We start from the raw sequence: 22,724 nt of genomic DNA, 5'->3' as shown, positions 1-22,724 counted from the left end.
GCGGCCGGACCAACAGGTTGGCGCCTACAGCGCTTTCCCCATGGCATAGTTATGCATGGCCACGCCCCGGCGGATGAAATCGCGGCGCCCCTTTTCGGTGAAGCCTTGCCGCAGGAAGAACCGGCGGGCGGCTTCGCTGGCCTCGACGTAAAGGCTATCAAGACCACGCCTGTGGGCTTCTTCTTCCAGCGCGGCATAAAGCGCGGCGCCGATCCCGGTGCCCGCATGATCCGGCGCGATGTAGAAACAGTCGATATGGCCATCCGGCTCCAGCTCGATGAACCCCTGCGCCACGCCCTCCTCATCCGCCGCCACCCAGATCTGCCGCCCATCAGTTGCGCGCTGCTCGATCACATCGGCGGGCGCTTCCTCCGGGCTCCAGGCCACGCATTGCGCCGGGGTGTAGTCCCGCGCGCCGATCCCGTGCACGGCGGCATGAAAGATGCGGCCCCAATCCGCCGCATCACGCTGCTCGAATGGACGAATGCGCATCGGGGTGCCCCTCAGGCAGATTTCGTAAGCGCGAGGAAGACATCCTCCAGATCCGCCTCTTCGGTCTTCACATCGCGAATCGAGATCCCGGCGGCGCGCACGGCGGCCAGCACATCCTCGGCGCTGGTTTTCTGGCTGTGATAGCGCAGTACCACGGCGCCATCACCGCGCAGCTCGGACTCGATGCCTTCGCCTTTTGGCAGATCGTTCACCGGTGCGGCCGGATGCACCACCATGGCGCGGGCATCGAGACGGCCCAGCAGATTCGCGGTGCTGTCGCGCGCCACCACTTCGCCCTGGTTGATGATGGCGATCTCGTCGCACATCTCTTCGGCCTCTTCCAGATAATGGGTGGTGAGGATGATGGTCATGCCCTGCTGGTTCAGCTTGCGCACGTTTTCCCACAGCATCTGACGCAGCTCGATATCCACCCCGGCGGTGGGTTCATCGAGCACCAGGATATTGGGGCGGTGCACCAGCGCCTTGCCCAGCAACAGCCGCCGCCGCATGCCGCCCGACAGGGTCCGGGCATAGGCTTCGGCCTTGTCCTCCAGCCCGATCATGCGCAGGATCTCATCGCTGTAGCGTTCGGATTTCGGCACGCCATAAAGACCCGCCTGCACCTCCAGCGCGCCGCGTGGGGTGAAGAAGGGGTCCAGATTCAGCTCCTGCGGCATCACCCCGATCGAGGCGCGGCTCTGGCGCGGATTTTCGTCCTGATCAAAGCCCCAGATCGTCACCTTGCCGCTGGTTTTTACCACCAGCCCCGCAAGGATGTTGATCAGGGTGGACTTGCCGGCCCCGTTCGGCCCGAGCAGCCCAAAGACCGATCCGCGCGGCACCGTCAGATCGATGCCCTTCAGCGCGTGTTTCTCGGGCTGGCCCTTGCCGCCCTTGTAGGTTTTGCGCAAGCTTTCGATCCGGATTGCATCATCAGTCATCGCGGCTCTTGCTCCCTCGGCTGTCCTGTCACATAAAGCCCCTACCCCATCAGCAAGAGGATCGCCAGCCGATGACCATCGAAGCGCCTGAAACCAAGATCGTTGACAGCTACCGTGTCGCCTGCGACGGCGGCGAAGGCGCGCTGGGACATCCGCGGGTCTACCTGCAGATCCCCGAGGATACCGGCTGGGTCGAATGCCCCTATTGCGACTGCAAGTACATCCACAAGGATTTCGAAGGTAAAGCCAACTGATCCCACCTTTTCCGGCAGATCAGCATGCCTGAGACGACGAAAGGCGCCCACGGGAGACCGGAGGCGCCTTTTCTATATTCTATCGTCATTTGGGCCAGTCAGCTCGGAATTATCCGCTATCTGGCCCGTGGGCTCAGACCATGTCGAGCTCGTCCTCTTCCATAGCCGCCTCTTCGCCCGCGCCCGCGTCACTCTCTGCATCCGGCTCAAGGCTCAGCGCCGCCATGAGCTCCTGACCGGACTCATCGCCAGAGGCCGAGAGGCCCTCAAGCGCGTCATCATAGGCCATCAGCACCTCATCAGCATCCTGAAAGCCGCCTTCGGGTGCATCGATTCGGAACAGTTCCTCGGGTTCCCCATCCGCGCCATCGCCATAGAAGATGATGGATTCGATTGAGGTTACTTCGCCATAGACCTCGTCCGTATCGAAGTAGGACAGGTAGTTTTCAAAGGTCGGCTCGGTGCCCTCGGGCAGTGCGATGTTGTTATAGGGGTTCGGATCGGGTTCTTCGTCCAGAATATAGGTACCGCCCAGGGGCGCGCCCGTGTCAGAGAACTCCTCACCAAAGAAGATCTTGCTGTAGGTGGGGTCTTCCGGCTCCTCGGGCACCTCCGGCTCTTCGGGGTCCGTGGAAACGCCCTTGATCGATCCCGCATCAGTGGTTGTCGAGGTGGCCCGAATACCGAAAATATCAATATCCTCAAGGCTATCGACATCCAGAGACACCGTCAGCGTATCGCCATCCGACAGATAGGTTTCCTTGTCTTCCCCCTCCGGACCAAGACCCGGATCGCTCAGCGCTGCAGCATCGTCCCACTGGATCTTATCGCCTTCAAGCCGGGTCCCGTTCATGTTGAGCGGACCATCCAGCGAGGCGCTGTCACCCGAAAAGTCGTCGTCGCCAAAATAGACGGCATTCACATCCATCGCCCCTTCGACGACCGAAATATCGGCAAAGAATTCGCCATTTTCCTCATAAAGGGAGACCGTGTAGGACAGCCCTTCTGCTTCATAATTGAAGACCTTTGCATAATCCGGCATCCGGTTCTCCTTCACTCAAACGCAAGGTTGGTGGAACAGATTTTTCCAAATTCAGCGTCCCCCCAGGCTCCCACCTCGGGCACGCGCGATTGACGCTTGATACACCAGAAACTTAAAATGCCGGAGAAAAACCGCCAACACAGGGTGGAAACAGACTGTTTACAGCTGGCCTGATGCCCGGTTTTCGTGCCGCCAATCTTGGTATCTCGTCAGGCCGATAGGCCGGACAGCCCCCGCCCCTCCCCGGCAAAAGGGAAGCGGGCCGTCCTTACCCATGCGCCGCAATCCTGCTGATTGCCCGGCTTTGCGGAAACTCCAATTGCCCTTGGCCATCGGATCACCGATAACCCGAAAACAGAACACGAACAGTTTCCCGGGAAGGAGCGCGACAGTCATGAGCGGTACGCAATTCGGCAAAGGCTGCCATCTTCACCTGATCGACGGCTCGGCCTTCATCTTTCGGGCCTACCACGCGCTGCCGCCGCTGACGCGCAAGTCCGACGGGCTGCCAATCGGCGCCGTCGCGGGTTTTTGCAACATGTTGGTGAAATATATCGAGACCAATACCGGCCCCGATGCGCCCACACATGTGGCAGTCATCTTCGATCACTCGGGCAAGACCTTCCGCAACGATCTTTATGATCTTTACAAGGCCAACCGCCCGCCTGCGCCCGAAGACCTGCGTCCGCAGTTCCCGCTGACCCGCGACGCCACCCGTGCCTTCAACATCGCTTGCAAGGAGATCGAAGGTTTCGAAGCCGACGACATCATCGCCACCCTGGCCCATCAGGCACGCGATGCGGGCGGGCGCTGCACCATCATTTCCTCGGACAAGGACCTGATGCAGCTGGTCGGCGGCGGCGTCAAAATGCTGGACGCGATGAAGAACAAGCGCATCGACAGTGACGGCGTGATGGAAAAATTCGGCGTCGGCCCCGACCGGGTGGTCGATGTGCAGGCACTGGCAGGTGACAGCGTCGATAACGTCCCCGGCGCGCCGGGCATCGGGATCAAGACCGCCGCGCTGCTGATCAATGAGTTCGGCAGCCTTGATGAGCTGCTGGACCGCGCCGAAGAAATCAAACAGCCCAAGCGCCGCCAAACCTTGATCGAGAAACGCGACCAGATCGAACTGTCGAAAAAGCTGGTGCAGCTGGACTGCGACATGACGCTCGACTTTTCGCTTGATGATCTGGAACTGCGCGAACCCGATCCGGATACGGTGCTGAATTTCCTGACCGAGATGGAGTTCCGCACCCTCAGCGCCCGGATGGCCAAGCAGATGGGCCGCGAAGCGCCGGTGATCCCGGAACCCACCGCTACCCCCGCTGCGGCAGCAGAGGACGATCCGGCAGAGGCCGTGCCTTTCGACGCCGAAAAATACGAATGCGTGCGCGATGCCGAGGCGCTGCAGGTCTGGATCGACCGGATCCGGGGCCGCGGCTGGGTTGCCTTTGACACCGAGACCACCGGCCTCAATGAAATGACCGCTGATCTGGTTGGCGTCTCCCTGTGTGTGGAGCCGGGCGAAGCCTGCTATATCCCCCTCACCCACAAGGCCGAGGCAGGCAGCGACGATCTTTTTGGATCGGACGCGCTGGCCGAGGGCCAGATGGATTTCGACACGGTACTTTCGATGCTGAAACCGGTGCTTGAGGATCCCGCGATCATCAAGATCGGCCAGAACATGAAATACGATGCCAAGATCATGGCCCGCCAACGCGGAGCGGGCTTTGCGGATGGCATCACCGTGGCGCCCTATGATGACACCATGCTGCTGTCATACTCCCTGCACGGGGGCGAGCATGGCCATGGAATGGACACGCTTTCGGAACGGTACCTCGATCACACGCCGATCCCGATCAAGCCTCTCTTGGGCACAGGCAAATCCGCGATCACATTCGACCGGGTGCCGATTGCCGATGCCGTGCCTTACGCAGCCGAGGACGCCGATATCACCCTGCGCCTGTGGAAGACGTTCAAGCCGCAGCTACACCGCGAAAAGGTCACCACCGTTTATGAAACGCTGGAACGCCCCCTGTCGCCGGTGCTGGCCCGGATGGAACGTCACGGCATCAAGGTGGACCGCGACACGCTGAGCCGCATGTCCAACGCCTTTGCCCAGAAAATGGCGGCGCTGGAGGATGAGATCCACACCCTCGCCGGTGAAAGCTTCAACGTCGGCAGCCCGAAACAGCTGGGCGAGATCCTGTTCGACAAGATGGGCATCGAAGGCGGCAAGAAAGGCAAGACCGGCGCCTATGCCACCGGCGCCGATATCCTGGAAGAACTCGCCACCGAGCACGAGCTGCCCGCGCGGGTGCTGGACTGGCGGCAATTGTCGAAACTGAAATCGACCTACACCGATGCGCTGCAGGATCACATCAACCCGGAAACGGGCCGGGTGCACACATCCTACGTGCAGACCGGCGCCAACACCGGACGGCTGGCATCCGCCGATCCGAACCTGCAGAACATCCCCGTCCGCTCCGAGGAAGGCCGCCGCATCCGCGAGGCATTCGTGGCGGAGACCGGCAACAAGCTGCTGTCGCTCGACTACAGCCAGATCGAACTGCGCATTCTCGCCCATGTGGCCGATATCGGCACGCTGAAACAGGCCTTTGCCGACGGGCTGGACATTCACGCCATGACCGCCTCCGAGGTCTTTGACGTGCCGCTGGATGAAATGACGCCCGACATCCGCCGCAAGGCCAAGGCGATCAACTTTGGTGTGATCTACGGCATCTCGGGATTTGGCCTGGCGCGCAATCTGCGCATCCCGCGGGCCGAGGCGCAGGGCTTCATCGACCGCTATTTCGAACGTTTCCCCGGTATCCGCAAATACATGGACAGCACCGTGGAGTTCGCCAAGGAGCACGGCCACGTGCAGACCCTGTTCGGGCGCAAGATCCACACGCCCGAGATCAACGCCAAGGGACCGCGCGCCGGTTTTGCCAAACGGGCCGCGATCAACGCGCCCATCCAGGGCACAGCCGCCGACGTGATCCGCCGCGCCATGGTCCGGATGCCGGATGCCATCGCCCACCTGCCCGCCAAGATGCTGTTGCAGGTGCACGACGAATTGATCTTCGAGGTGCCCGAGTCGGCAGTGGAGGAAACCACCGAGACCGCTCGCCGGGTAATGGAAAGCGCCGCAGATCCGGCGGTGCATCTGGATGTGAAACTGACCGTCGATGCCGGCACCGGCGACAACTGGGCCGAAGCCCACTAAGCGCGCCCGCCCTGATCCAACCTGTTCCAACCTGATCCCAGGCCTAGAAGTACCCCCGGCTGCCAAGCAGCCGGGGGTATATCTTTCAGTTACTGGCTTTTTACCTGCAGGCTGGGTTGGCCGCGCGCCTACTCAACCCGGCCAAACAGAGCATCCATCTTGCGCGCCAGCTTGGCATCCTGCGCGCTGAGCCCGCCCACATCATGGGTGGTTAGAACCACCCAGACCCGATTGTAGATATTGCGCCACTCCGGATGGTGGTTCCACTTTTCCGCCCAGATCGCCGCTCGGGTCATCCAGCCAAAGGCCTCGTCGAAACCTGCGAACAGGTAGACCTTGGTGATGGCATCGCGCCCTTCCACCATGCTCCAGCCCGCAGCGAACAGCGGATCCAGCAGCGGGCCACGGGTGGCCTCGGAGAGTTTCTCGGTCATTCCTGTTCCTCCACTTGTGCCTTTCGGAACGGACCATAGTCGGTAAGGATCTCGATCTCTTCCTCGACCGCAGCCCGCTCGGCCTCCAGATAGCGTTGTACCGCATCTGCGAACCCGGGATCACCAATCCAATGCAGGCTGTGCGTCTGCGTCGGCAAATAACCGCGCGCCAGCTTGTGCTCACCCTGCGCGCCGGCCTCGACCCGCTTCAGCCCCATCGCGATGGCCTGTTCAATCGCCTGATAATAGCACAGTTCGAAATGCAGGAACGGGTGATGCTCGATGCAGCCCCAGTAGCGGCCATAGAGCGTCTCACGACCGATGAAGTTCAGCGCCCCGGCAACCGGGCGCCCGTCCCGTTCGGCCAGCACCAGCAACATGTCATCCGCCATGACCTCATGCGCGATTTCGAAGAAGGCGCGGCTGAGGTAGGGAGAGCCCCATTTACGGCTGCCGGTGTCCTGATAGAACTCCCAGAAGGCATCCCAGTGTTCGGGGCGCAGATCAGCGCCAGTGTAACAGGCGATCTCACCGCCAAACGCCTGCGCCTGCCGCCGTTCCTTGCGCAGGGTCTTTCGCTTGCGTGACGACAGGGCTGCAAGGAAATCGGCGAAATCGGCATAATCGTCGTTCAGCCAGTGATATTGCTGGGTGGCGCGGCTCATCAATCCGATTTCGGAACCGATCTGCGCTTCCTCCTCGGTGCAGAAGGTCACGTGCAGCGAAGAAACACGATTGTCCGCCGCCAGTTGCACCGCGCCCTGCACCAGCGCCGAATGGCCGATGCCCTCGGCCCCTGGACGCACCAGCAGGCGGCGACCGGTTGCGGGGGTAAAGGGCACCGCGATCTGCAGCTTGGGATAATAACGCCCGCCCGCCTGCTCATAGGCATGGGCCCAGTTGTGATCGAAGATATATTCGCCCTGGCTGTGCGATTTGGCATAAAGCGGCGCGCAGGCGATCAGCTGCCCGTCCTGATAGGCGGTCAGATACTGCGGCTGCCAGCCAGTGCCGCGCCCGACCGATCCGCTTTGCTCCAAGGCCAGCAGAAACCTATGGGTGGTAAAGGGATCGAGCGGGCGCCCACCATCCGCGGCCTCGGGGCAGGCGCAGGCGTCCCAGTCCTTGGCCGCGATCTGCGACAGGGACTCCAGAACCTGAATTTCGATCTGTGCCTGATCCATGCGGCCTCCTTTGCTCATCAGTATCTGGCCCCTGTACGGGGCGGATCAAGACGGCAGCGGGGAAAGATAATTCTCAAAGGTCACATTGTCAGCATAGCTGCGCGCCTCCGCCTCTTCGGCAGGCGAGGTTATGGTCCAGCACAGCACCGGAACCCCGGCATCGCGCAACGCCTGCACCCGGGGCCGTGCCAGATCGCTGGCTTCGTGGCTGATGAAACAGGCCTCTGCCCGGTCAAAATCCGGGATATTGCGCAGATCGTTGCAGACCGCGCGGGGCAGTTCAGGCCACTCTTCCGGCACATAGGCGCTGGTGACGATGCCGCGCGCGATATGAGGCGCAAGACGCGCCAGTTCCGCCACCGAATGCGGGTTGAAGGACATCAGCGCCACCGGCCCGTCATAGCCCTGCAAGGCCGCCACGGCGGCCCGTTCCAGCGCCCCCACGTTCGCGCCCATCTGGCCGTCCTGATCCTTGATCTCGATCAGCAGCGGCGCCTGCCCCGCCACCAGCTGCAGCACTTCGGCGAAATCCGGTATGCATTCACCATCGCCGCCGCTCAGTGGGATCCGGCGCAGCGCCTCTGCCGTGCGCGCCCGGACCGGGCCGGTCTCTTCGGTCAGCCGCTCCAGCGTATCGTCGTGAAACACCATCGGCTGCCCGTCGGCAGAGAGTTGCAGATCGATTTCGATCGCATAACCCGCCGCGATGGCCGCGCGGATCGCCGCGCGGCTGTTTTCAGGCCGCCCCGCCGCCAGATCGTGCAGCGCGCGATGCGCCACCGGCAGCTTCAGGAACGGGGCGGGTAGCGCGGGCCTCATTTGATCTGGAACACCGCGTCGATTTCAACAGCAACGCCGAGCGGCAGAGAGGGGCTGCTGACGGCGGAGCGCGCGTGCCGACCGGCATCGCCAAGCGCCGCCACCAGGAAATCGGAGGCACCGTTCACCACCTGCGGCTGCTGGGTGAAATCGGCGGTGGAATTGACAAAGGCGCCCAGTTTCACGACCCGCACCAGACGCTCCAGATCACCGCCGCAAGCCGCCTTCAACTGTGCCAGAAGCGCGATGGCGCAGCGTTTTGCCGCCGCCTGACCAGCCTCGACCTCCATGTCATCGCCAAGGGTGCCGGTAATCAGCCCGCTTTCATCCGCCGAAATCTGACCGGAGACATAAACCATGTCCCCTGCCACGACGTAGGGCACGTAGTTTGCCGCCGGTGCCGGGGCTTCGGGCAGGGTAACGCCCAGTTCTGCAAGTTTGGCTTCGATGCTCATGACGGCTGTCCTCCAGATCACTGTTTGGAGGCGACGCTAGCGCCGAAGCAGGCCGCCGAAAAGAGCAAAACGCTCTGTCGGCGGCCCGCGTGATCAGGTTTCGCGGAAGGCCTTGACGAAATAATCGCTCAGCGGTTTCAGCAGATAGGCCATGGGCGAATGATCCTTGGTGCGGATATAGCTTTCCACCGGCATGCCCGGGATAAGGGCGGTATCCGCAGGCAGTCTTTCCAGCTCGCCTTCGTTCAACTCGATCTCGGCGCGGTAGTAAGAGACCCGCGTGCCTTCGTCCTCAAAAGCGTCAGCAGAGACCTGCGTCACCTTGCCAAAGAGTTCCGGAGTCTGGCGCTGATCCAGCGCCGAGAAGCGCAGCGTAACCGACTGACCGACAAAGATCTGATCGATATCCGTCGGCACGACCTGCACCGCGATCACCAGCGGCCGGTCCTGCGGTACCAGATACAGCACCGGCTCTGCCGGGCGGATCACCGAGCGCGGCGTGTGGACCTGCATACCATAGACAACGCCCGAGACCGGCGCGGTGATATCGAGCCGGTTCAGCCGCTCCAGAACCGAGCGGCGGGTTTCGGCCAGCTCTAGTTCCTGATAGCGCAGATCACGTAGCCGGGTGATCGCCTCCTCGCGCTGGCGCGAGCCAAGCGTCAGGATCTGGATGTCGATTTCGGTGATACGGCCTTCGGCCTGGGCCTGATTGGCCAGAAGCTCCCCCAGAGAGCCGCTGAGGTTCGCCTCGGTGCGGCGCAGGTTCAGAACCGTTCCAGCCTGAGCCAGCCCGCGCTCCAGCAGGGTCTGCTGGTTCTTCAGCTCTTCGCCGATCAGCTCCAGCTGCACCCGCATGGAATCCTGCTGCGCCTTGATCCCGACGATCTGATCGTTGATCTGGGCGCGGCGCTTTTCCAGTTGCTCGATCTCGCGGGCAGTGGAATCCCGGCGGGCCAGAAACAGACGCTGCTGCCCCTCCATAAGGTCGCGCACCTCGGGCCGCTCGGGGGCCAGAGCCACCAGTTCGGCGTCAAACGTGATTTCCTCCGCCTCGTCGCGCTCGGCCTCAAGCCGCCCACGGCGGGCCATCATCTCGAACAGCTGGCCTTCGGTGATCACCAGCCGCGAGTGCAGTTCGGCCGCATCAAGACGCAGCAGCGTCTGCCCGGCGGCAACGGTATCGCCTTCATCGACCAGGATTTCCGATACGATGCCACCATCCAGATGCTGAACCACCTGACGGTTGCGATCCACCTCGATCCGGCCGGTCGCCACAACTGCGCCCGCAATCGAGGACATCACCGCCCAGGTTCCAAACCCACCGACCAGGATCAGTAGTCCAAGAAGCCCGATGGCCAGCGGACGCCGGGCGGACCAGTCTTTTTCTACGCTCATTGTACACCTCCGGGGGCCCGTGCCTTGCGGATCGTCTGATGGTTCGCGACCATTTCCTGCAGTACCTTGTCCTTGGGGCCAAAGGCGGTCTGCACGCCCTGGTCGATCACCAGCAGCAGATCGCATTCCTGAATGGCCGCTGGACGGTGGGCCATGATCATCACCGATTTTCCTTCGGCCTTGAGCTGTTTGATCGCCTGATTGAGCGCCACCGATCCATCATTGTCGAGGTTCGAATTGGGCTCGTCCAGAATGACGAAAACCGGATCATCATAAAGCGCGCGCGCCAAAGCAACCCGCTGCATCTGACCGCCGGACAGACGCCCTCCACCGGAAGAAACCGCGGTGTCATAGCCGTCAGGCAGCTTGACGATCATATCATGCGCGGCAGCCTTTTTGGCGGCGGCAACAACCTTTTCGGCATCAGGCTCCTGAGACAGCCGGGCAATGTTCTGGGCGATGGTGCCGTCAAACAGCTGTACCCGCTGCGGCAGGTAACCGATGTGGCGGCCCAGAACCTCCGGCGCATATTGATCAATGGAAGCCCCATCCAGCCGCACCGTGCCCGCCGCTGGGCGCCAGGCCCCGGTCAGCGCCTTGGCCAGGGTGGATTTACCCGATCCCGACGGGCCGATCACGCCGATGGCCTGTCCCGGCTGCACCCGGAACGACACGTTGCGCAGCTGCGCCTTGTTGTCACCGGGCGGCACCACCGCCAGCCCCTGCACCTCGAGCAGCGCCTTGGGTTGCGGCAGCGCGGTGCGCTCCTGTTCCGGCGGCACCTTGGCCAGAAGTTCGCCGAGGTTGCTCCAGCCTTTCATGGCGCGCTGCACCATGGGCCACTGGCCGAGACCCAGTTCGATCGGGGCCAGCGCCCGGCCCATCAGGATCGACCCGGCGATCATCGCCCCGGGCGTCATCTCGCCCTGCAGCACCAGATAGGCGCCCAGCCCCAGCATCGCCGATTGCAGAAACAATCGCAGCGTCTTGGTGAGGGTGGTGAAGCCGCCGCCGGTGTCATTGGCCGCGATATTGTCCTTCAGCGCGGCCGAACGCGCCTTCTGCCAGCGCTGGAAGGCGGCGCCGCGCATCCCCATAGACTGGATCATCTCCGCCTCGGTGCGGATTTCCTCGGACATCAGGTTGGCCTTGTGGCCGGACATATTGGCTTTTTGCAGCGGCGTACGGCTCAGCAGTTGGTTGAGAAGGGCAATCCCGATCAGCACCGCGCCACCGGTGAGCGCCAGCAGCCCCAGATAGGGGTGAAAGAGGGCAATCCCGGCCAGAAACACCGGAGTCCACGGCAGGTCGAAAGCGGCGCCCAGAACCGGCGAGGAAATCAGCCGCTGGATGGATTCCAGGTCGCTGAGGCCGGTCTGGGCGACCGGGTCGCGCGCCACCGCCGAGCGGCGGATCATGGCATCGAACACCCGCTGGTCCAGCGCCGCCTGGAACCGGGCTCCGGCCCGGGCCAGGATCCGGCCACGGGCGTAATCCAGAAGACCCATCATGCCGTAAAGGAACACCACCAGGAGCGACAGGGCCACCAGGGTTGCTTCTGAGCGGCTGCCCAGGACCCGGTCATAGACCTGCATCATATAAAGCGGGCCGGTCAGCATCAGCATGTTCACGAAAAAGCTGAAGACTCCGGTAGACCAGAAAAGCCCACGGTTGCGGCGACGCACATACCGAAGCTCATCAAATCCCGGTTTTATATTTTTTTCCTTCATCTCTCGTTCCAATACCTGTTCAAGCGCGCCTGTTCATACTAAAGCAGGGCAGCGAGCTGCCCGCAGAAAACCTGTTCCAATTCTGCCACAGTTTCACAATCAAGGCCTTCAAAGGGTGGGAAGCAGAAGGATTCCCAATAAGTGCGCACGGTGTGCTCCAAATTTGGACCAAGGGAAACCCAGACCCGATGACTTTTTTTACGCGATCATTTGCAACGCTCTCTGCCCTGCTTGTATCAGCCCTGCTTTTGGCTGGCTGCGCGACACAGGATCCGGCGGCAAAAGCTGCGGGCGAGATCTTCGATCCCTATGAAAATACGAACCGGGCAGTGCATCGGTTCAACCTTGGCCTTGACCGCGTGGCCTTCCGTCCGGCCTCCAAAAGCTATGTCGCGATCGTCCCCGACCCCATGGTCACGAGCTTTTCACATTTTGCTGAGAACCTCTCGATGCCGGGCCAAGCGGTCAACGCACTGCTTCAGGGTAACCTAAAGGAATCCGGCATCGCACTGGCGCGGTTTGCCATCAACACCATCGTCGGCGTCGGCGGCCTCGGCGATCCGGCCAGTGCCTTTGACATTCCGCCGGTCGATACCAATTTCGGTGAAACGCTGCACGTCTGGGGCGTCGGCGAAGGCGCCTATGTGGAACTGCCGGTTTACGGTCCTTCAACAACCCGTGACGCGGTGGGCATCGCCGTTGATTTTTTCACCAATCCCATTTCCTTTGCTGAGCATAATCCAGCCGACAACATCGGTGTCTACGCAGAGATCGTGCGTCGGCTTGGAGACCGTGGAAGATATTCTGATACCGTGGATTCGATTCTCTACGAAAGCGCCGACAGCTATGCGCAGGCCCGTCTGATCTACCTTCAGAACCGCCGTTTTGAGCTGGGCGAAAGCAGTGAGATCACAGAGATCGATCCGTTTGAACTGGATACCGAAGGGTTTTGAACGATGAACCGCCGTATGTTTCTTGCCGCAGCTGGTGCTGCAACCATCACCGCGCCCAGTGCGCTCTGGGCTTTGAACGAAAACTCGGCCAGCCGGTTGATCGACAATCTTGTCACTGACATCAATCGCGTCATTGCCTCGGGCAAGTCCGAAAATGCCATGTACCGCGATTTCGAGCGGATCTTTGGCCAGTACAGCGACACCTCTTATATTGCTGCCTATGCGATGGGCGTCGATGCTCGCCGCGCCTCGGCAGCGCAGAAACGGGCCTTCTCTGACGCCTTTCAGGGCTATATCTCGCGCAAGTATGGGCAGCGGTTCCGTGAATTCATCGGCGGTCGTCTCGAGGTGACCGGTGTGAAGCGCGTCAAGAAATGGTTCGAGGTCAGTACCACCGCCTATCTCAAGGGGCAGGCGCCGTTCGAAGTGACCTTCCTGGTCTCCAACCGCTCCGGCAAGGATCTGTTCTTCAATATGTATATTGAGGGCGTAAACCTTCTGCTGACCGAACGGACCGAGATCGGCGCCATTCTCGACCGCAACCGCGGCGACATCGACAAGATGATCTCAGAGCTGAAACGCCTCAGCTGATCCCTGCCCGCGCCGCGCAATGCGCGGCCCACGGCCCAACGGCTGCGGCAGCCCGGCAGGGCAGCAACAGCGGGCGGGAGCCGCTCCCTGCCACATTTCACTATGATCCACTGGTTGCCTTGCCTGTGGTCGCGGCATCGCGACTGCACGGGTCGCCGCGACCTCTCCCCGCCAGCCTGGCGGGGGCGCCAACTCAGTTGCCGAAGATATCCCTCAGGATGCCATCCACCGCGCGGCCCAGCTCCTGACCAATCCGGGGGCCGCGACGCTGATCCCTGTCTGAGGGTTGCGGCGTGGGCAATGGATCCGGCGCCTGCATCGGCAGCGGTTTCGGCTCCAGGCCCTCGTGCACCCGCACCATCGCCTCGTGCCAGATCTCGGCCGGTAGCCCGCCTCCGGTCACACCGGTCAGCGGCGTGTTATCGTCATAGCCCATCCAGACCCCGGCGACGTAATCCGCCGTGAAGCCGATGAACCAGGCGTCCCGCGCCGCCTGGGTGGTGCCGGACTTACCCGCCGCCTGCCAGCCAGGGATCTGCGCCCGCCGTCCGGTGCCTTCGGCGATCACCTTTTCCATCATCCAGACCAGTTGCTGCGCCGCCTTGGTGCGGATTACCCGCTCTCCCATACCGCCGCTGGAGCCCATCAGCGGTTCGCTGTCTTCCACAAGGCTCAGCGAGGTCACCCCATAGGGGGTTACCGAAGAGCCGCCGTTGAGGATCCCGGCATAGGCGCCGGTCATGTCCAGAAGCGTGCTTTCCGAGGCGCCCAGCGCCAGCGCCGGACCTTCGGCCATCTCGTTGTCGATGCCAAAATCGCCAGCCACCCGGCGCACCAGATCGCGGCCCACCGCTTCGGAAATTTTCACCGCAGGAATATTCAGCGAATCCCGCAGCGCCTGAGTGAGGGTGATTTCGCCGTAGTATTTGCGGGTATAATTCTGCGGGCACCATTCGCCCGATCCCGGAATATCCATGCAATAAGGCGCATCCAGCACCCGGTCGAGCGGCGAGTATCCCAGCTCCAGCGCCGTGGCATAGACAAAGGGTTTGAAAGCGGAGCCGGTCTGCCGTTTAGCCTGGGTGGCGCGGTTGAAGACGCCGGACACGCGCGTCTTACGCCCGCCCACCATGGCGCGCACGGCGCCATCGGCGCTCATCACCACGATGGCGGCCTGGGCCTTTGACCCTTCGCGCACCTTGTTCTCAAACACATGATCCACCGCGCCTTCCACGGCTTTCTGAAGGCGCTGGTCCAATGTGGTGCGGATCACCACGTCCTCGGTGGTCTGATCGCCGAAATAGCTGGGGATCGTATCCATCACCCAATCGGCGAAATATCCCCCGGCCCGCGCCTCGGCAGCTTCGCTCAGCTCGGCGGGGTGACTTTGCGCGAATTGGGTTTCCTTGGTTGTCAGATAGCCCTGTTCGTTCATCAGGCGCAGCACGGTGGCGGCGCGGTCCTGCGAGCGTTTGAGATTATTGGTCGGTGCCAGCGAGGACGGCGCGGTCAGAAGACCGGCGATCATCGCACCCTCGGCCGCGTTCAGCTGGTTCGCGGATTTTCCGAAATAGCGCTGCGCCGCCGCCTCGGCGCCATAGGCGCCGCCGCCCATATAGGCCCGGTTCATGTAGATCGAAAGGATCTCGTCCTTGGTATACTTGGCCTCCATCGCCATGGCGTAAACGGCCTCGGTCGCCTTGCGCCAAAGGGAGCCCTGACGGCAGTCCGCCTCATAGGCGCGTTCACTCTCCCAGACGTCGGGATCATAGACCTCGCCCAGGCACAGCAGCTTTGCCGTCTGCTGGGTGATGGTCGAGCCACCGTGCCCGGACAGCGGCCCGCGCCCTTCGCTCAGGTTGATGCGCACCGCGCTGGCGATCCCGCGCGGCGAAACGCCGAAATGCCGGTAGAACCGCTTGTCCTCGGTGGCGACCACCGCGTTCTTCAGGTGTTTCGACACGGTCTGCGTGGTTACGACGCCGCCAAACTGATCCCCGCGCCAGGCAAAGACCTCTCCCTTGGCATCCAGCAGGGTGACCGAGCCACGCGCCCGCCCATCCAGCAGCTGCGTCACCTCGGGCAGCTTCATGTATTGATAGCCGACCGCCAGGGCGACGATGCCAGTGCAGATCAGCCCGACGCGCCAGGTAAAGCCCCAGACCAGACGCAGCAGCCATCGAAACGGTGCCAGCAGGGTCCCGATCAGCCCGCGTTTGCGTTTGGGGGCTGGTTTGCGCGTCGCTGCTGCCTTTTTCCGCGGCGCGGCCTTCTTGGGCGCTGCGGCAGGTTTGCGGCGCCCGAAGAGGAACCCAAAGATCCCACCACCAGAGCTGCCTTTTCGTGCGCCCCGGCGCGCGGGCTTTGCCCCTTTGCCGGATCTGCTTTTGGGATAGCGTTTATCCGCCACCAGCGGCTTGCGCCCTGATCCTTGTGCCATGTCAGTATCCTGCCAGTGTCCTGCCCGGTTTGCCCGTTTTGGCGACAATAAACCGATCCCACTGCTTTGTAGAGGGGCAGTTTTGCCGGAAACTCCCTCCTCAAAACGCTCAAAATGCAGGCATTGACCACTTTTTAAGCAAAATAATTAGGCCAGAGGCCGCCATTCCGCCCTGCAAACAGGCTCTTCCGGTTCCCCCGACTCGGGGTGGCCGCTTTGCTGCAGGTGCGAATGGAGCGGCCTAAGTGGTCCAGAAATAGGGTGTCGAGATGAAAATGATCATAGCAGCCATCAAACCCTTCAAACTCGAGGAGGTCCGCGAAGCGCTGACCGGAATCGGCGTTTCAGGTCTGATGGTGACGGAAATCAAAGGCTTTGGAGCCCAGGCGGGCCACACGGAAATCTACCGTGGCGCGGAATACGAAGTAAACTTCGTCCCCAAGGTCAAACTGGAAATCGTGGTGCCAGGGGAGCTGGCGGATCAGGTGGTCGACACCATTTCGTCCACCGCCCGCACCGGCAAGATCGGCGATGGGAAGATCTTTGTCCTGGATGTGGCACAGGCCGTGCGGGTGCGCACCGGCGAAACCAACCTCGAGGCGCTTTAAGCGTCCATTTCGGAGGAAAATACAGATGCGTAAACTGAAACTCTCTCTTGCCGCCACGGCCTTTGCCGCCCTTCCGGGCCTGGCACTGGCGCAGGACGCGGCAGCAGAAACCCCCGACATCAACCCCTATATCTTTACCACCCTGCTGTTCCTGATCGGCGGCTTCCTGGTGTTCTGGATGGCTGCAGGCTTTGCCATGCTCGAAGCAGGCCTGGTGCGTTCCAAGAACGTGACCATGCAGCTGACCAAGAACATCGCGCTGTTCTCGATCGCGGCCATCATGTACTGGCTGATCGGTTTCAACCTGATGTACCCCGGCGACTGGGTGATCTCCGGCGTGATGGGCCCCTGGTTCTCCGTCACCTCGCTTGAACCGGTTGGTCTGGCGGCAGCAGATGCCTCGCTCGATTATGCCTCGGTTGGCTCCGACTTCTTCTTCCAGCTGATGTTCTGCGCCACCACCGCCTCGATCGTCTCCGGCACCCTGGCCGAGCGTATCAAGCTGTGGCCCTTCCTGATCTTCGTCGCGATCCTGACCGGCGTCATCTACCCGATCGAAGCCTCCTGGCAGTGGGGCGGCGGCTTCCTGTCTGAAATGGGTTTCTCCGACTTCGCCGGCTCCACCCTGGTGCACGCAGCAGGCGGTTTCGCAGCCCTGGCAGGCGCTCTGATCCTCGGCCCGCGTATCGGCAAGTACAAAGACGGCAAAACCATCCCGATGCCCGGCTCCAACCTGGCTCTGGCGACCCTGGGTACCTTCATCCTGTGGCTCGGCTGGTTCGGCTTCAACGGTGGCTCGCAATTGGCGATGGGCACCGTGGGCGATGTGACCGACGTGTCGCGCATCTTCGCCAACACCAACATGGCTGCAGCTGCCGGTGCTGTCGCTGCCCTGCTGCTGACCCAGATCATGTTCAAGAAGCCCGACCTCACCATGACCCTGAACGGCGCCCTGGCCGGTCTGGTGTCGATCACCGCGGGTCCGCTTGATCCCTCGCTGTTCGGCGCACTCTGGATCGGTGCAGTTGGTGGTGTGATCGTGGTCTTCGTTGTGCCGATGCTGGACAAGCTGAAGATCGACGACGTCGTTGGCGCCATCCCGGTGCACCTGGTTGCAGGTTTCTGGGGCACCTTCGCGGTTCCCTTCTACACCGAAGGTACCTCCTTCGTGACCCAGATCACCGGCTTTGTTGCCATCGGCGCCTTCACCTTCATCGTCTCCGCCGTCGTCTGGCTGATCCTGAAGGCCACCATGGGCATCCGCGTCACCGAAGAAGACGAGATCAACGGTCTCGACATGGCGGAACTGGGCATGGAAGCCTATCCGGAGTTCAAGGCAGGCTAAACGCCTCCCACCTCTCGAAAACCATCGAAACGCGGCTCCTGCGGGGGCCGCGTTTTCCTTTGCCCCCTTCCCGTCTCTTGTTACCACCGAAGACCTCTCTGCGGGTCAAGGGCGGCGGAGCCGCCGCGCAGCGCGCGGGCCTCCCCTTGAGGCGCAGAGAGGGCGCCTCACCCTTGTAAAGGCGCGTTGAGGGGCAGATTGCCCCCTCAACCGCTTCTCAGCCAATTCCCCCTTGCGCCGCGATAGCGGCGCCACGCCCAAGGCCGCCAAGGAGGCTTGCCAAAGGCAAGGCACCAGCGGGCGCGGGAGCCCCTGCCCCAAGTCTGCGCAACAAAAAACGCGCCCCCGGATCGGGAGCCCGTTCCTGTAGTCTCAATTCTCAGTACGAAACCGTCGCGGCTCAAACGCCCGCGTCGATGATCGCCTTGGCCAGCAGCGGCACCGTGGTCTTGTTGAGACCCGCGATATTCATGCGGCTGTCGCCCACCATGTAGATGCCGTTGTCGACCCGCATTTTCTCGACCAGCTCGGGCGTGGTGCCCAGCAGCGAGAACATGCCGCGGTGCTGCGCGATAAAGCCGAAGCGGTCCGAGCCGCTCAGGCGCTGCAGCTCATCCGCCAGCTGCTGACGCAGGCCCAGCATGCCCAGACGCACGTCTTCCAGCTCGGATGCCCAATCGGCGCGCAGGGCGTCGTCGTTCAGGATCATCGTCACCAGGCGCGCGCCGTGATCCGGCGGGAAGGAGAAGTTCTGCCGGTTGAGGAAGGCCAGCGTGCCCTGGTTCAGCGCCTGAGCACCGCCATCCTGGCTGACCGCCATCAGAAGACCGGTGCGCTCACGATAGATGCCGAAGTTCTTGGAACAGCTCGCCGCGATCAGGCATTCGGGCGTCTGGGCAGCCACCATGCGCACACCCGCTGCGTCTTCTTCCAGACCATCGCCAAAGCCCTGGTAGGCAATGTCGATCATCGGGATCAGGCCGCGCGCGTTCAGAAGGTCGATCACCTCCTGCCACTGGGTGGTGTTGAGGTTGGCACCGGTCGGGTTGTGGCAACAGCCGTGCAGCAGCACCACGTCGCCCTTCTCCGCGCCCTTCAGATCCTCGATCATACCATCGAAGTTCACGCCGCGGGTCTCGCGGTCGAAATAGCGGTAGGTGACGGTCTCGATGCCGACGTATTTCAGGATCGAAATGTGGTTCGGCCAGGTCGGATCCGACACAAAGACGCGCGCCTTGGGGTTGGCCATCTTGATCAGCTCGAACGCCTGGCGCACCGCACCGGTGCCGCCCGGGGTCGCGGCGGCTGCAACATTGCCGCGCTCCACGCTACCCGCAAGGATCAGCTTGATCATTGCATCGCTATAACCGGGATCACCCGCCAGACCGGTATAGGCCTTGGTGGTTTCTTCTTCCCACAGCTTGTGCTCGGCGGCCTTGATCGCGCGCATCACCGGGGTGACGCCTTCGGCGTTCTTGTAAACACCGACGCCAAGGTCGATTTTCTGCTCCCGCGGATCTTCGCGGTACATCTGCATCAGCGCCAGGATCTTATCCGCTGGCTGCGGTTTCAGGGCTTCGAACATCAGTTCTCTCCGGTTGCAACGGGTAGGGTCGGGAAGGCGCCCCATTCCGCCCAGGATCCATCATAAAGCGCGTGATCGGTCTTGCCGATGCGCTCCAGGGCCAGGCTGAGAACGGCGGCGGTCACACCCGAGCCGCAAGTGGTGATGGCAGGTTTCGCAAGATCGACACCGGCGCCTTCAAAGGTGGCGCGAATGCCGTTTACGTCTTTCAGGGTGCCATCGGGGTTCAAAAGGGTCACATAGGGCACGTTCTTCGAGCCGGGGATATGGCCCGAGCGCAGCCCCTCGCGCGGTTCCGGCACCTCGCCGCGGAACCGTTCGGCAGCGCGGGCGTCGATGATTTCGTGATCGCCCAGCTTGGTGGCCGCAGAGACCTGCGTCACATCGCGGACCAGCTGGTTCTGCACCCGCACGGTCATGTGGCGGTCGCGGATCATCGGCGGCAGGTCTTCGACCGGATGCCCTTCGGCCTGCCATTTCGGCAGACCGCCATCCAGCACCGCGACATTCATCTGCCCCATCAGCCGGAACAGCCACCAGACACGGGCCGCCGATTTCAGGCCGGCGCCGTCATAGACCACCACCTGATGCCCGTCGCCCACGCCCATCGCGCGCAGGCGGGACATGAATTTCTCGACCGGGGGCACCATATGCGGCAATTCCGAGCGGTGGTCCGAAATATCATCGATATCAAAGAAACGCGCGCCGGGGATATGGGCCGCGTCATATTCCGCCTTGGGATCGCGGTTCTCATTGGGCAGATACCATGATCCGTCCAGAATCCTGAGATCGGGATCCTTCAGATGGGCGGCCAGCCATTCGGTTGACACAAGAGTTTTCGGATCATCCATCAAAAACGCCTCCCCTCAGGTTCGCTGGCGCATGGGTACAGCCCACCGCGCGGAGTCGCAAGAGAAGCGGCTGTTCCGGTACAATATTTCCATGCAACACACGCCAAACGTGGTGCCCCGGCGACAAACGGCCCGCCCGGCCTGCCCCGCCCGGCCACGTTCCGACCCCGGATAGTGGCGGCTGCGCTGCCAGATGGCGTCAGCGCGCGTCCTTCAGCAGCCGCTGTTTCTGGCGCGACCAGTCGCGTTTGGCCTGGGACTCGCGCTTGTCGTGGTTCTTCTTACCCTTGGCGATGCCGATCTTCATCTTGGCCATGCCCCGGTGGTTGAAGTAGAGCACAAGCGGAACCAGGGTCATGCCCTTGCGCTGCGTCGCATTCCACAGGCGTGCCAGCTCCTTGCGCGACACCAGCAGCTTGCGACGGCGGCGCTCCTCGTGCTTGAACACCTTGGCCTGCGCATAAGGCGCGATATAGGAGTTCACCAGCCACAGCTCCCCGTCATCGACGGTGGCATAGGATTCCGCGATATTGGCGCCCCCGGCGCGCAGGGATTTCACCTCCGACCCCTCAAGAACGATCCCGCATTCGAGATCTTCCTCGATCGCGTAATCGAACCGCGCCCGGCGGTTCTCTGCAATCACTTTGTAGTTCGGGTCTGATTTCTGCTTGGCCATGGCAGGCAGATGTAAGCGCGCCCGGGACCGGACGCAAGATGACTCAGGCCTTGCGGCTGCGGATCAGGGTAAAGACACCGCTGGCCACGATCACAGCGCTGCCGATCAGCGTCAGCGTATCGGGCCGCTCACCAAAGACCAGGATGCCCAGCACCATGGCAAAGACCAGCCGCGTATAGCGGAAGGGCGCCACGACCGAGATTTCGCCCAGCCGCATGGCGCCGGTCAGCGCCCCATAGGCGATCACGCCGATCACCGTGGCGCAGGCCACATCCAGCCAGACGCCCGGATCGGTCAACGCCCCGTCACCCAACCCGTCAAGCCCGGTCCAGCCCAGCGCGATAATGCCCGCTACTGCCAGCATGGCAAAACCCAGCATGCCCAGCTGGCTGTTGTGCATCGACACATGCGCCGCCCGCGTTGCCAGATCGCGCCCGGCAAAGCCCAGCGTTCCAGCCACGGCGAACAGCGAGGCGGGTTCAAAGCCGCTGACCCCAGGGCGCAGGATGATCAGCACACCGGCAAAGCCGACCAGAATCGCCAGCCAGCGCCGCCAGCCCACGGTTTCGCCAAAGAACACCACCGCGCCCGCCGCAACCACCAGCGGCGTCGCCTGCAGGATGGCCGAGGCCGAGGACAGCGGCGTCAGCGCAAGGGCCAGGGTAAAACACAGGCGCCCAACGACCTCTGACAGAGAGCGCAACAGCATCACGCGCGTGCAATAGGCCGGGTGCCACAAAGCCTGCCCCTGCGCACGCGCCACCAATGCAAACAGCACCATACCGCCAAGACCGAAGAAAACCAGAATCAGCCCGACCGGCAGCGCCTGAGCCGCGGATTTGATGAACATATCCTCCAGCGCAAAGGCCCCCATGGCCAGCACCATCAATAGGCTGCCGCGCAGCGTTTCCATCGGTGCCTCCCCCAATCGGCTTTTACGTCCCTGCCACAGCCCTAGTCGCAAGGTGAGACTTCGGCAAGCGCTGCCGTGTGGTGCCATACGGAATTGTGATTTGTGCGGGCGCAGGGTGTGCTCAGCCAGCCGGGTCCGGTCTGCGATAATGGTGCATGTTGAGAAAGGCCGCCCCCTCCGGCCCGGCGCGGTACCCATGGGGCTGATCGGCCGCAAAGCGCAGCCCCTCCCCGACGTCGAGCCGCACCCACGCGCCATCGCTCAGCACCTCCACAGGCCCTTCGAGCACAAAGACCTCTTCGGTCACGCCCGCGTCATGCGCCTGGGACTGGTGGCACTGATCCGGTCGCAGGCGCACGTGAAAGGTCTCGGCCCCGAGGTTGGGATCAAAGGGAAAGACGATCTTGACCGCGATACTGCCGGGAAACTGCACCGTGCGGAACACGCTCTCGCCCAAAACCTTGGGCTGGCTGCTGTCCTCGATCAGGGCGGTCAACGGCAGGTGAAACCCCTTGGCGATCTTCCAGAGTGTGGCGATGGTCGGGCTGGATTCGCCTCGTTCGATCTGCCCCAGCATCGCCTTGGAGACCCCCGTCACCTCGGCTGCCCGCGACAGGCTGAAACCGGCCTCGGCCCGGATCTGCTTCAGATTCTGCGAAATCTTGTCTTCACTCACCGGCGGGGACGCGGGGCTTACAGGCGGGGACGCGGGCTGCGTTGGCATCGGTCTGTCGATCTCTTCAAAAAAGCCTTGTGCGTTATAGCGCACAGAAGATAATGT

At 62.4% G+C, this 22,724-nt stretch carries 21 protein-coding genes; 6 read left to right on the top strand and 15 right to left on the bottom strand.

Going from position 1 to position 22,724, the window contains the following annotated elements:
- Positions 1-24: 24 nt before the first annotated feature.
- Positions 25-492: a GNAT family N-acetyltransferase gene (locus AAFO90_RS06990; protein ID WP_347508913.1), complete on the bottom strand. Its 468-nt coding sequence runs from the start codon at positions 490-492 to the stop codon at positions 25-27.
- Positions 493-503: 11 nt separating this feature from the next.
- Positions 504-1,433, bottom strand: coding sequence for an ABC transporter ATP-binding protein (locus tag AAFO90_RS06985; protein ID WP_347508912.1), 930 nt, complete (start codon positions 1,431-1,433; stop codon positions 504-506).
- A 71-nt stretch (positions 1,434-1,504) separates the two neighbouring features.
- Between AAFO90_RS06985 and AAFO90_RS06980 the strand changes: the two genes are divergently transcribed.
- Positions 1,505-1,687 carry a zinc-finger domain-containing protein gene (locus AAFO90_RS06980; RefSeq protein WP_065271657.1) on the top strand — a complete coding sequence of 61 codons (183 nt, stop codon included), beginning with the start codon at positions 1,505-1,507 and terminating at the stop codon, positions 1,685-1,687.
- Between the two features lie 133 nt (positions 1,688-1,820).
- Here the strand turns inward: AAFO90_RS06980 and AAFO90_RS06975 are convergent, their stop codons facing one another.
- The gene (locus AAFO90_RS06975; protein WP_347508911.1) at positions 1,821-2,729 is read right to left on the bottom strand and encodes a hypothetical protein; all 909 of its coding nucleotides are present in this window, start codon (positions 2,727-2,729) and stop codon (positions 1,821-1,823) included.
- A gap of 394 nt (positions 2,730-3,123) precedes the next feature.
- On the opposite strand from AAFO90_RS06975, the gene polA reads away from it, so the two are divergent.
- The gene (gene polA / locus AAFO90_RS06970; RefSeq protein WP_347508910.1) at positions 3,124-5,961 is read left to right on the top strand and encodes a DNA polymerase I; all 2,838 of its coding nucleotides are present in this window, start codon (positions 3,124-3,126) and stop codon (positions 5,959-5,961) included.
- Positions 5,962-6,089: 128 nt separating this feature from the next.
- Here the strand turns inward: polA and AAFO90_RS06965 are convergent, their stop codons facing one another.
- From AAFO90_RS06965 to AAFO90_RS06940, 6 genes are all read right to left on the bottom strand, one after another.
- Positions 6,090-6,395, bottom strand: coding sequence for a 4a-hydroxytetrahydrobiopterin dehydratase (locus AAFO90_RS06965; RefSeq protein ID WP_274830390.1), 306 nt, complete (start codon positions 6,393-6,395; stop codon positions 6,090-6,092).
- Positions 6,392-7,579, bottom strand: coding sequence for a GNAT family N-acetyltransferase (locus AAFO90_RS06960; RefSeq protein ID WP_347508909.1), 1,188 nt, complete (start codon positions 7,577-7,579; stop codon positions 6,392-6,394). Before AAFO90_RS06960 ends, AAFO90_RS06965 begins: the two co-directional genes overlap by 4 nt.
- A gap of 45 nt (positions 7,580-7,624) precedes the next feature.
- On the bottom strand, positions 7,625-8,398 hold the full coding sequence (locus AAFO90_RS06955; protein ID WP_347508908.1) for a glycerophosphodiester phosphodiesterase family protein: 774 nt from the start codon (positions 8,396-8,398) through the stop codon (positions 7,625-7,627).
- Positions 8,395-8,853 carry a RidA family protein gene (locus tag AAFO90_RS06950; protein ID WP_274830393.1) on the bottom strand — a complete coding sequence of 153 codons (459 nt, stop codon included), beginning with the start codon at positions 8,851-8,853 and terminating at the stop codon, positions 8,395-8,397. Before AAFO90_RS06950 ends, AAFO90_RS06955 begins: the two co-directional genes overlap by 4 nt.
- Positions 8,854-8,946: 93 nt before the next feature.
- Complete coding sequence (locus tag AAFO90_RS06945) at positions 8,947-10,251, bottom strand: HlyD family type I secretion periplasmic adaptor subunit (protein WP_347508907.1); 1,305 nt, start codon at positions 10,249-10,251, stop codon at positions 8,947-8,949.
- Positions 10,248-11,981 carry a type I secretion system permease/ATPase gene (locus tag AAFO90_RS06940; protein WP_347508906.1) on the bottom strand — a complete coding sequence of 578 codons (1,734 nt, stop codon included), beginning with the start codon at positions 11,979-11,981 and terminating at the stop codon, positions 10,248-10,250. Before AAFO90_RS06940 ends, AAFO90_RS06945 begins: the two co-directional genes overlap by 4 nt.
- A gap of 188 nt (positions 11,982-12,169) precedes the next feature.
- Here AAFO90_RS06940 and AAFO90_RS06935 point away from each other — a divergent pair, with 188 nt between their 5' ends.
- Positions 12,170-12,934 (top strand): VacJ family lipoprotein, encoded by a 765-nt coding sequence (locus AAFO90_RS06935; protein ID WP_347508905.1) that lies wholly within the window; start codon positions 12,170-12,172, stop codon positions 12,932-12,934.
- Positions 12,935-12,937: 3 nt separating this feature from the next.
- On the top strand, positions 12,938-13,525 hold the full coding sequence (locus AAFO90_RS06930) for an ABC transporter substrate-binding protein (protein WP_065271666.1): 588 nt from the start codon (positions 12,938-12,940) through the stop codon (positions 13,523-13,525).
- A gap of 193 nt (positions 13,526-13,718) precedes the next feature.
- Here the strand turns inward: AAFO90_RS06930 and AAFO90_RS06925 are convergent, their stop codons facing one another.
- Entirely contained in the window at positions 13,719-15,965 is a 2,247-nt protein-coding gene (locus tag AAFO90_RS06925; protein ID WP_347508904.1) for a PBP1A family penicillin-binding protein, read from the bottom strand.
- Between the two features lie 269 nt (positions 15,966-16,234).
- Between AAFO90_RS06925 and AAFO90_RS06920 the strand changes: the two genes are divergently transcribed.
- Positions 16,235-16,573 carry a P-II family nitrogen regulator gene (locus AAFO90_RS06920; RefSeq protein WP_065271668.1) on the top strand — a complete coding sequence of 113 codons (339 nt, stop codon included), beginning with the start codon at positions 16,235-16,237 and terminating at the stop codon, positions 16,571-16,573.
- 25 nt (positions 16,574-16,598) lie between these two features.
- Positions 16,599-17,918 carry an ammonium transporter gene (gene amt / locus AAFO90_RS06915; protein ID WP_347508903.1) on the top strand — a complete coding sequence of 440 codons (1,320 nt, stop codon included), beginning with the start codon at positions 16,599-16,601 and terminating at the stop codon, positions 17,916-17,918.
- Positions 17,919-18,318: 400 nt separating this feature from the next.
- On the opposite strand, the gene AAFO90_RS06910 is transcribed toward amt, so the two are convergent.
- From AAFO90_RS06910 to AAFO90_RS06890, 5 genes are all read right to left on the bottom strand, one after another.
- Complete coding sequence (locus AAFO90_RS06910; protein WP_347508902.1) at positions 18,319-19,503, bottom strand: amino acid aminotransferase; 1,185 nt, start codon at positions 19,501-19,503, stop codon at positions 18,319-18,321.
- Entirely contained in the window at positions 19,503-20,354 is an 852-nt protein-coding gene (gene sseA, locus AAFO90_RS06905; protein WP_347508901.1) for a 3-mercaptopyruvate sulfurtransferase, read from the bottom strand. The genes AAFO90_RS06910 and sseA overlap by 1 nt, the downstream gene beginning before the upstream one ends.
- 199 nt (positions 20,355-20,553) lie before the next feature.
- Positions 20,554-21,030 carry an SsrA-binding protein SmpB gene (smpB, locus tag AAFO90_RS06900; protein ID WP_065271673.1) on the bottom strand — a complete coding sequence of 159 codons (477 nt, stop codon included), beginning with the start codon at positions 21,028-21,030 and terminating at the stop codon, positions 20,554-20,556.
- Between the two features lie 43 nt (positions 21,031-21,073).
- Entirely contained in the window at positions 21,074-21,943 is an 870-nt protein-coding gene (locus tag AAFO90_RS06895; protein WP_274830477.1) for a DMT family transporter, read from the bottom strand.
- Positions 21,944-22,064: 121 nt separating this feature from the next.
- A complete protein-coding gene (locus tag AAFO90_RS06890) occupies positions 22,065-22,619 on the bottom strand; it encodes an XRE family transcriptional regulator (RefSeq protein WP_347508900.1) in 555 nt (184 codons plus the stop codon).
- Positions 22,620-22,724 lie beyond the last annotated feature (105 nt).

It is taken from the genome of Phaeobacter sp. CAU 1743 (assembly GCF_039839315.1).
Lineage (GTDB): Bacteria > Pseudomonadota > Alphaproteobacteria > Rhodobacterales > Rhodobacteraceae > Phycobacter > Phycobacter gallaeciensis_A.
This window is presented reverse-complemented; position numbering and strand designations above follow the sequence as displayed.

Bases quoted from the DNA above. Each gene is read 5' to 3' on its own strand.
- AAFO90_RS06985 (WP_347508912.1), bottom strand. From the start codon at position 1,433: ATGACTGATGATGCAATCCGGATCGAAAGCTTGCGCAAAACCTACAAG.
- AAFO90_RS06945 (WP_347508907.1), bottom strand. From the start codon at position 10,251: ATGAGCGTAGAAAAAGACTGGTCCGCCCGGCGTCCGCTGGCCATCGGG.
- AAFO90_RS06965 (WP_274830390.1), bottom strand. From the start codon at position 6,395: ATGACCGAGAAACTCTCCGAGGCCACCCGTGGCCCGCTGCTGGATCCG.
- AAFO90_RS06955 (WP_347508908.1), bottom strand. From the start codon at position 8,398: ATGAGGCCCGCGCTACCCGCCCCGTTCCTGAAGCTGCCGGTGGCGCAT.
- AAFO90_RS06925 (WP_347508904.1), bottom strand. From the start codon at position 15,965: ATGGCACAAGGATCAGGGCGCAAGCCGCTGGTGGCGGATAAACGCTAT.
- AAFO90_RS06920 (WP_065271668.1), top strand. From the start codon at position 16,235: ATGAAAATGATCATAGCAGCCATCAAACCCTTCAAACTCGAGGAGGTC.
- AAFO90_RS06975 (WP_347508911.1), bottom strand. From the start codon at position 2,729: ATGCCGGATTATGCAAAGGTCTTCAATTATGAAGCAGAAGGGCTGTCC.
- AAFO90_RS06990 (WP_347508913.1), bottom strand. From the start codon at position 492: ATGCGCATTCGTCCATTCGAGCAGCGTGATGCGGCGGATTGGGGCCGC.
- AAFO90_RS06960 (WP_347508909.1), bottom strand. From the start codon at position 7,579: ATGGATCAGGCACAGATCGAAATTCAGGTTCTGGAGTCCCTGTCGCAG.
- sseA (WP_347508901.1), bottom strand. From the start codon at position 20,354: ATGGATGATCCGAAAACTCTTGTGTCAACCGAATGGCTGGCCGCCCAT.
- AAFO90_RS06930 (WP_065271666.1), top strand. From the start codon at position 12,938: ATGAACCGCCGTATGTTTCTTGCCGCAGCTGGTGCTGCAACCATCACC.
- AAFO90_RS06935 (WP_347508905.1), top strand. From the start codon at position 12,170: ATGACTTTTTTTACGCGATCATTTGCAACGCTCTCTGCCCTGCTTGTA.
- smpB (WP_065271673.1), bottom strand. From the start codon at position 21,030: ATGGCCAAGCAGAAATCAGACCCGAACTACAAAGTGATTGCAGAGAAC.
- AAFO90_RS06950 (WP_274830393.1), bottom strand. From the start codon at position 8,853: ATGAGCATCGAAGCCAAACTTGCAGAACTGGGCGTTACCCTGCCCGAA.
- AAFO90_RS06910 (WP_347508902.1), bottom strand. From the start codon at position 19,503: ATGTTCGAAGCCCTGAAACCGCAGCCAGCGGATAAGATCCTGGCGCTG.
- AAFO90_RS06980 (WP_065271657.1), top strand. From the start codon at position 1,505: ATGACCATCGAAGCGCCTGAAACCAAGATCGTTGACAGCTACCGTGTC.
- AAFO90_RS06940 (WP_347508906.1), bottom strand. From the start codon at position 11,981: ATGAAGGAAAAAAATATAAAACCGGGATTTGATGAGCTTCGGTATGTG.
- amt (WP_347508903.1), top strand. From the start codon at position 16,599: ATGCGTAAACTGAAACTCTCTCTTGCCGCCACGGCCTTTGCCGCCCTT.
- polA (WP_347508910.1), top strand. From the start codon at position 3,124: ATGAGCGGTACGCAATTCGGCAAAGGCTGCCATCTTCACCTGATCGAC.
- AAFO90_RS06895 (WP_274830477.1), bottom strand. From the start codon at position 21,943: ATGGAAACGCTGCGCGGCAGCCTATTGATGGTGCTGGCCATGGGGGCC.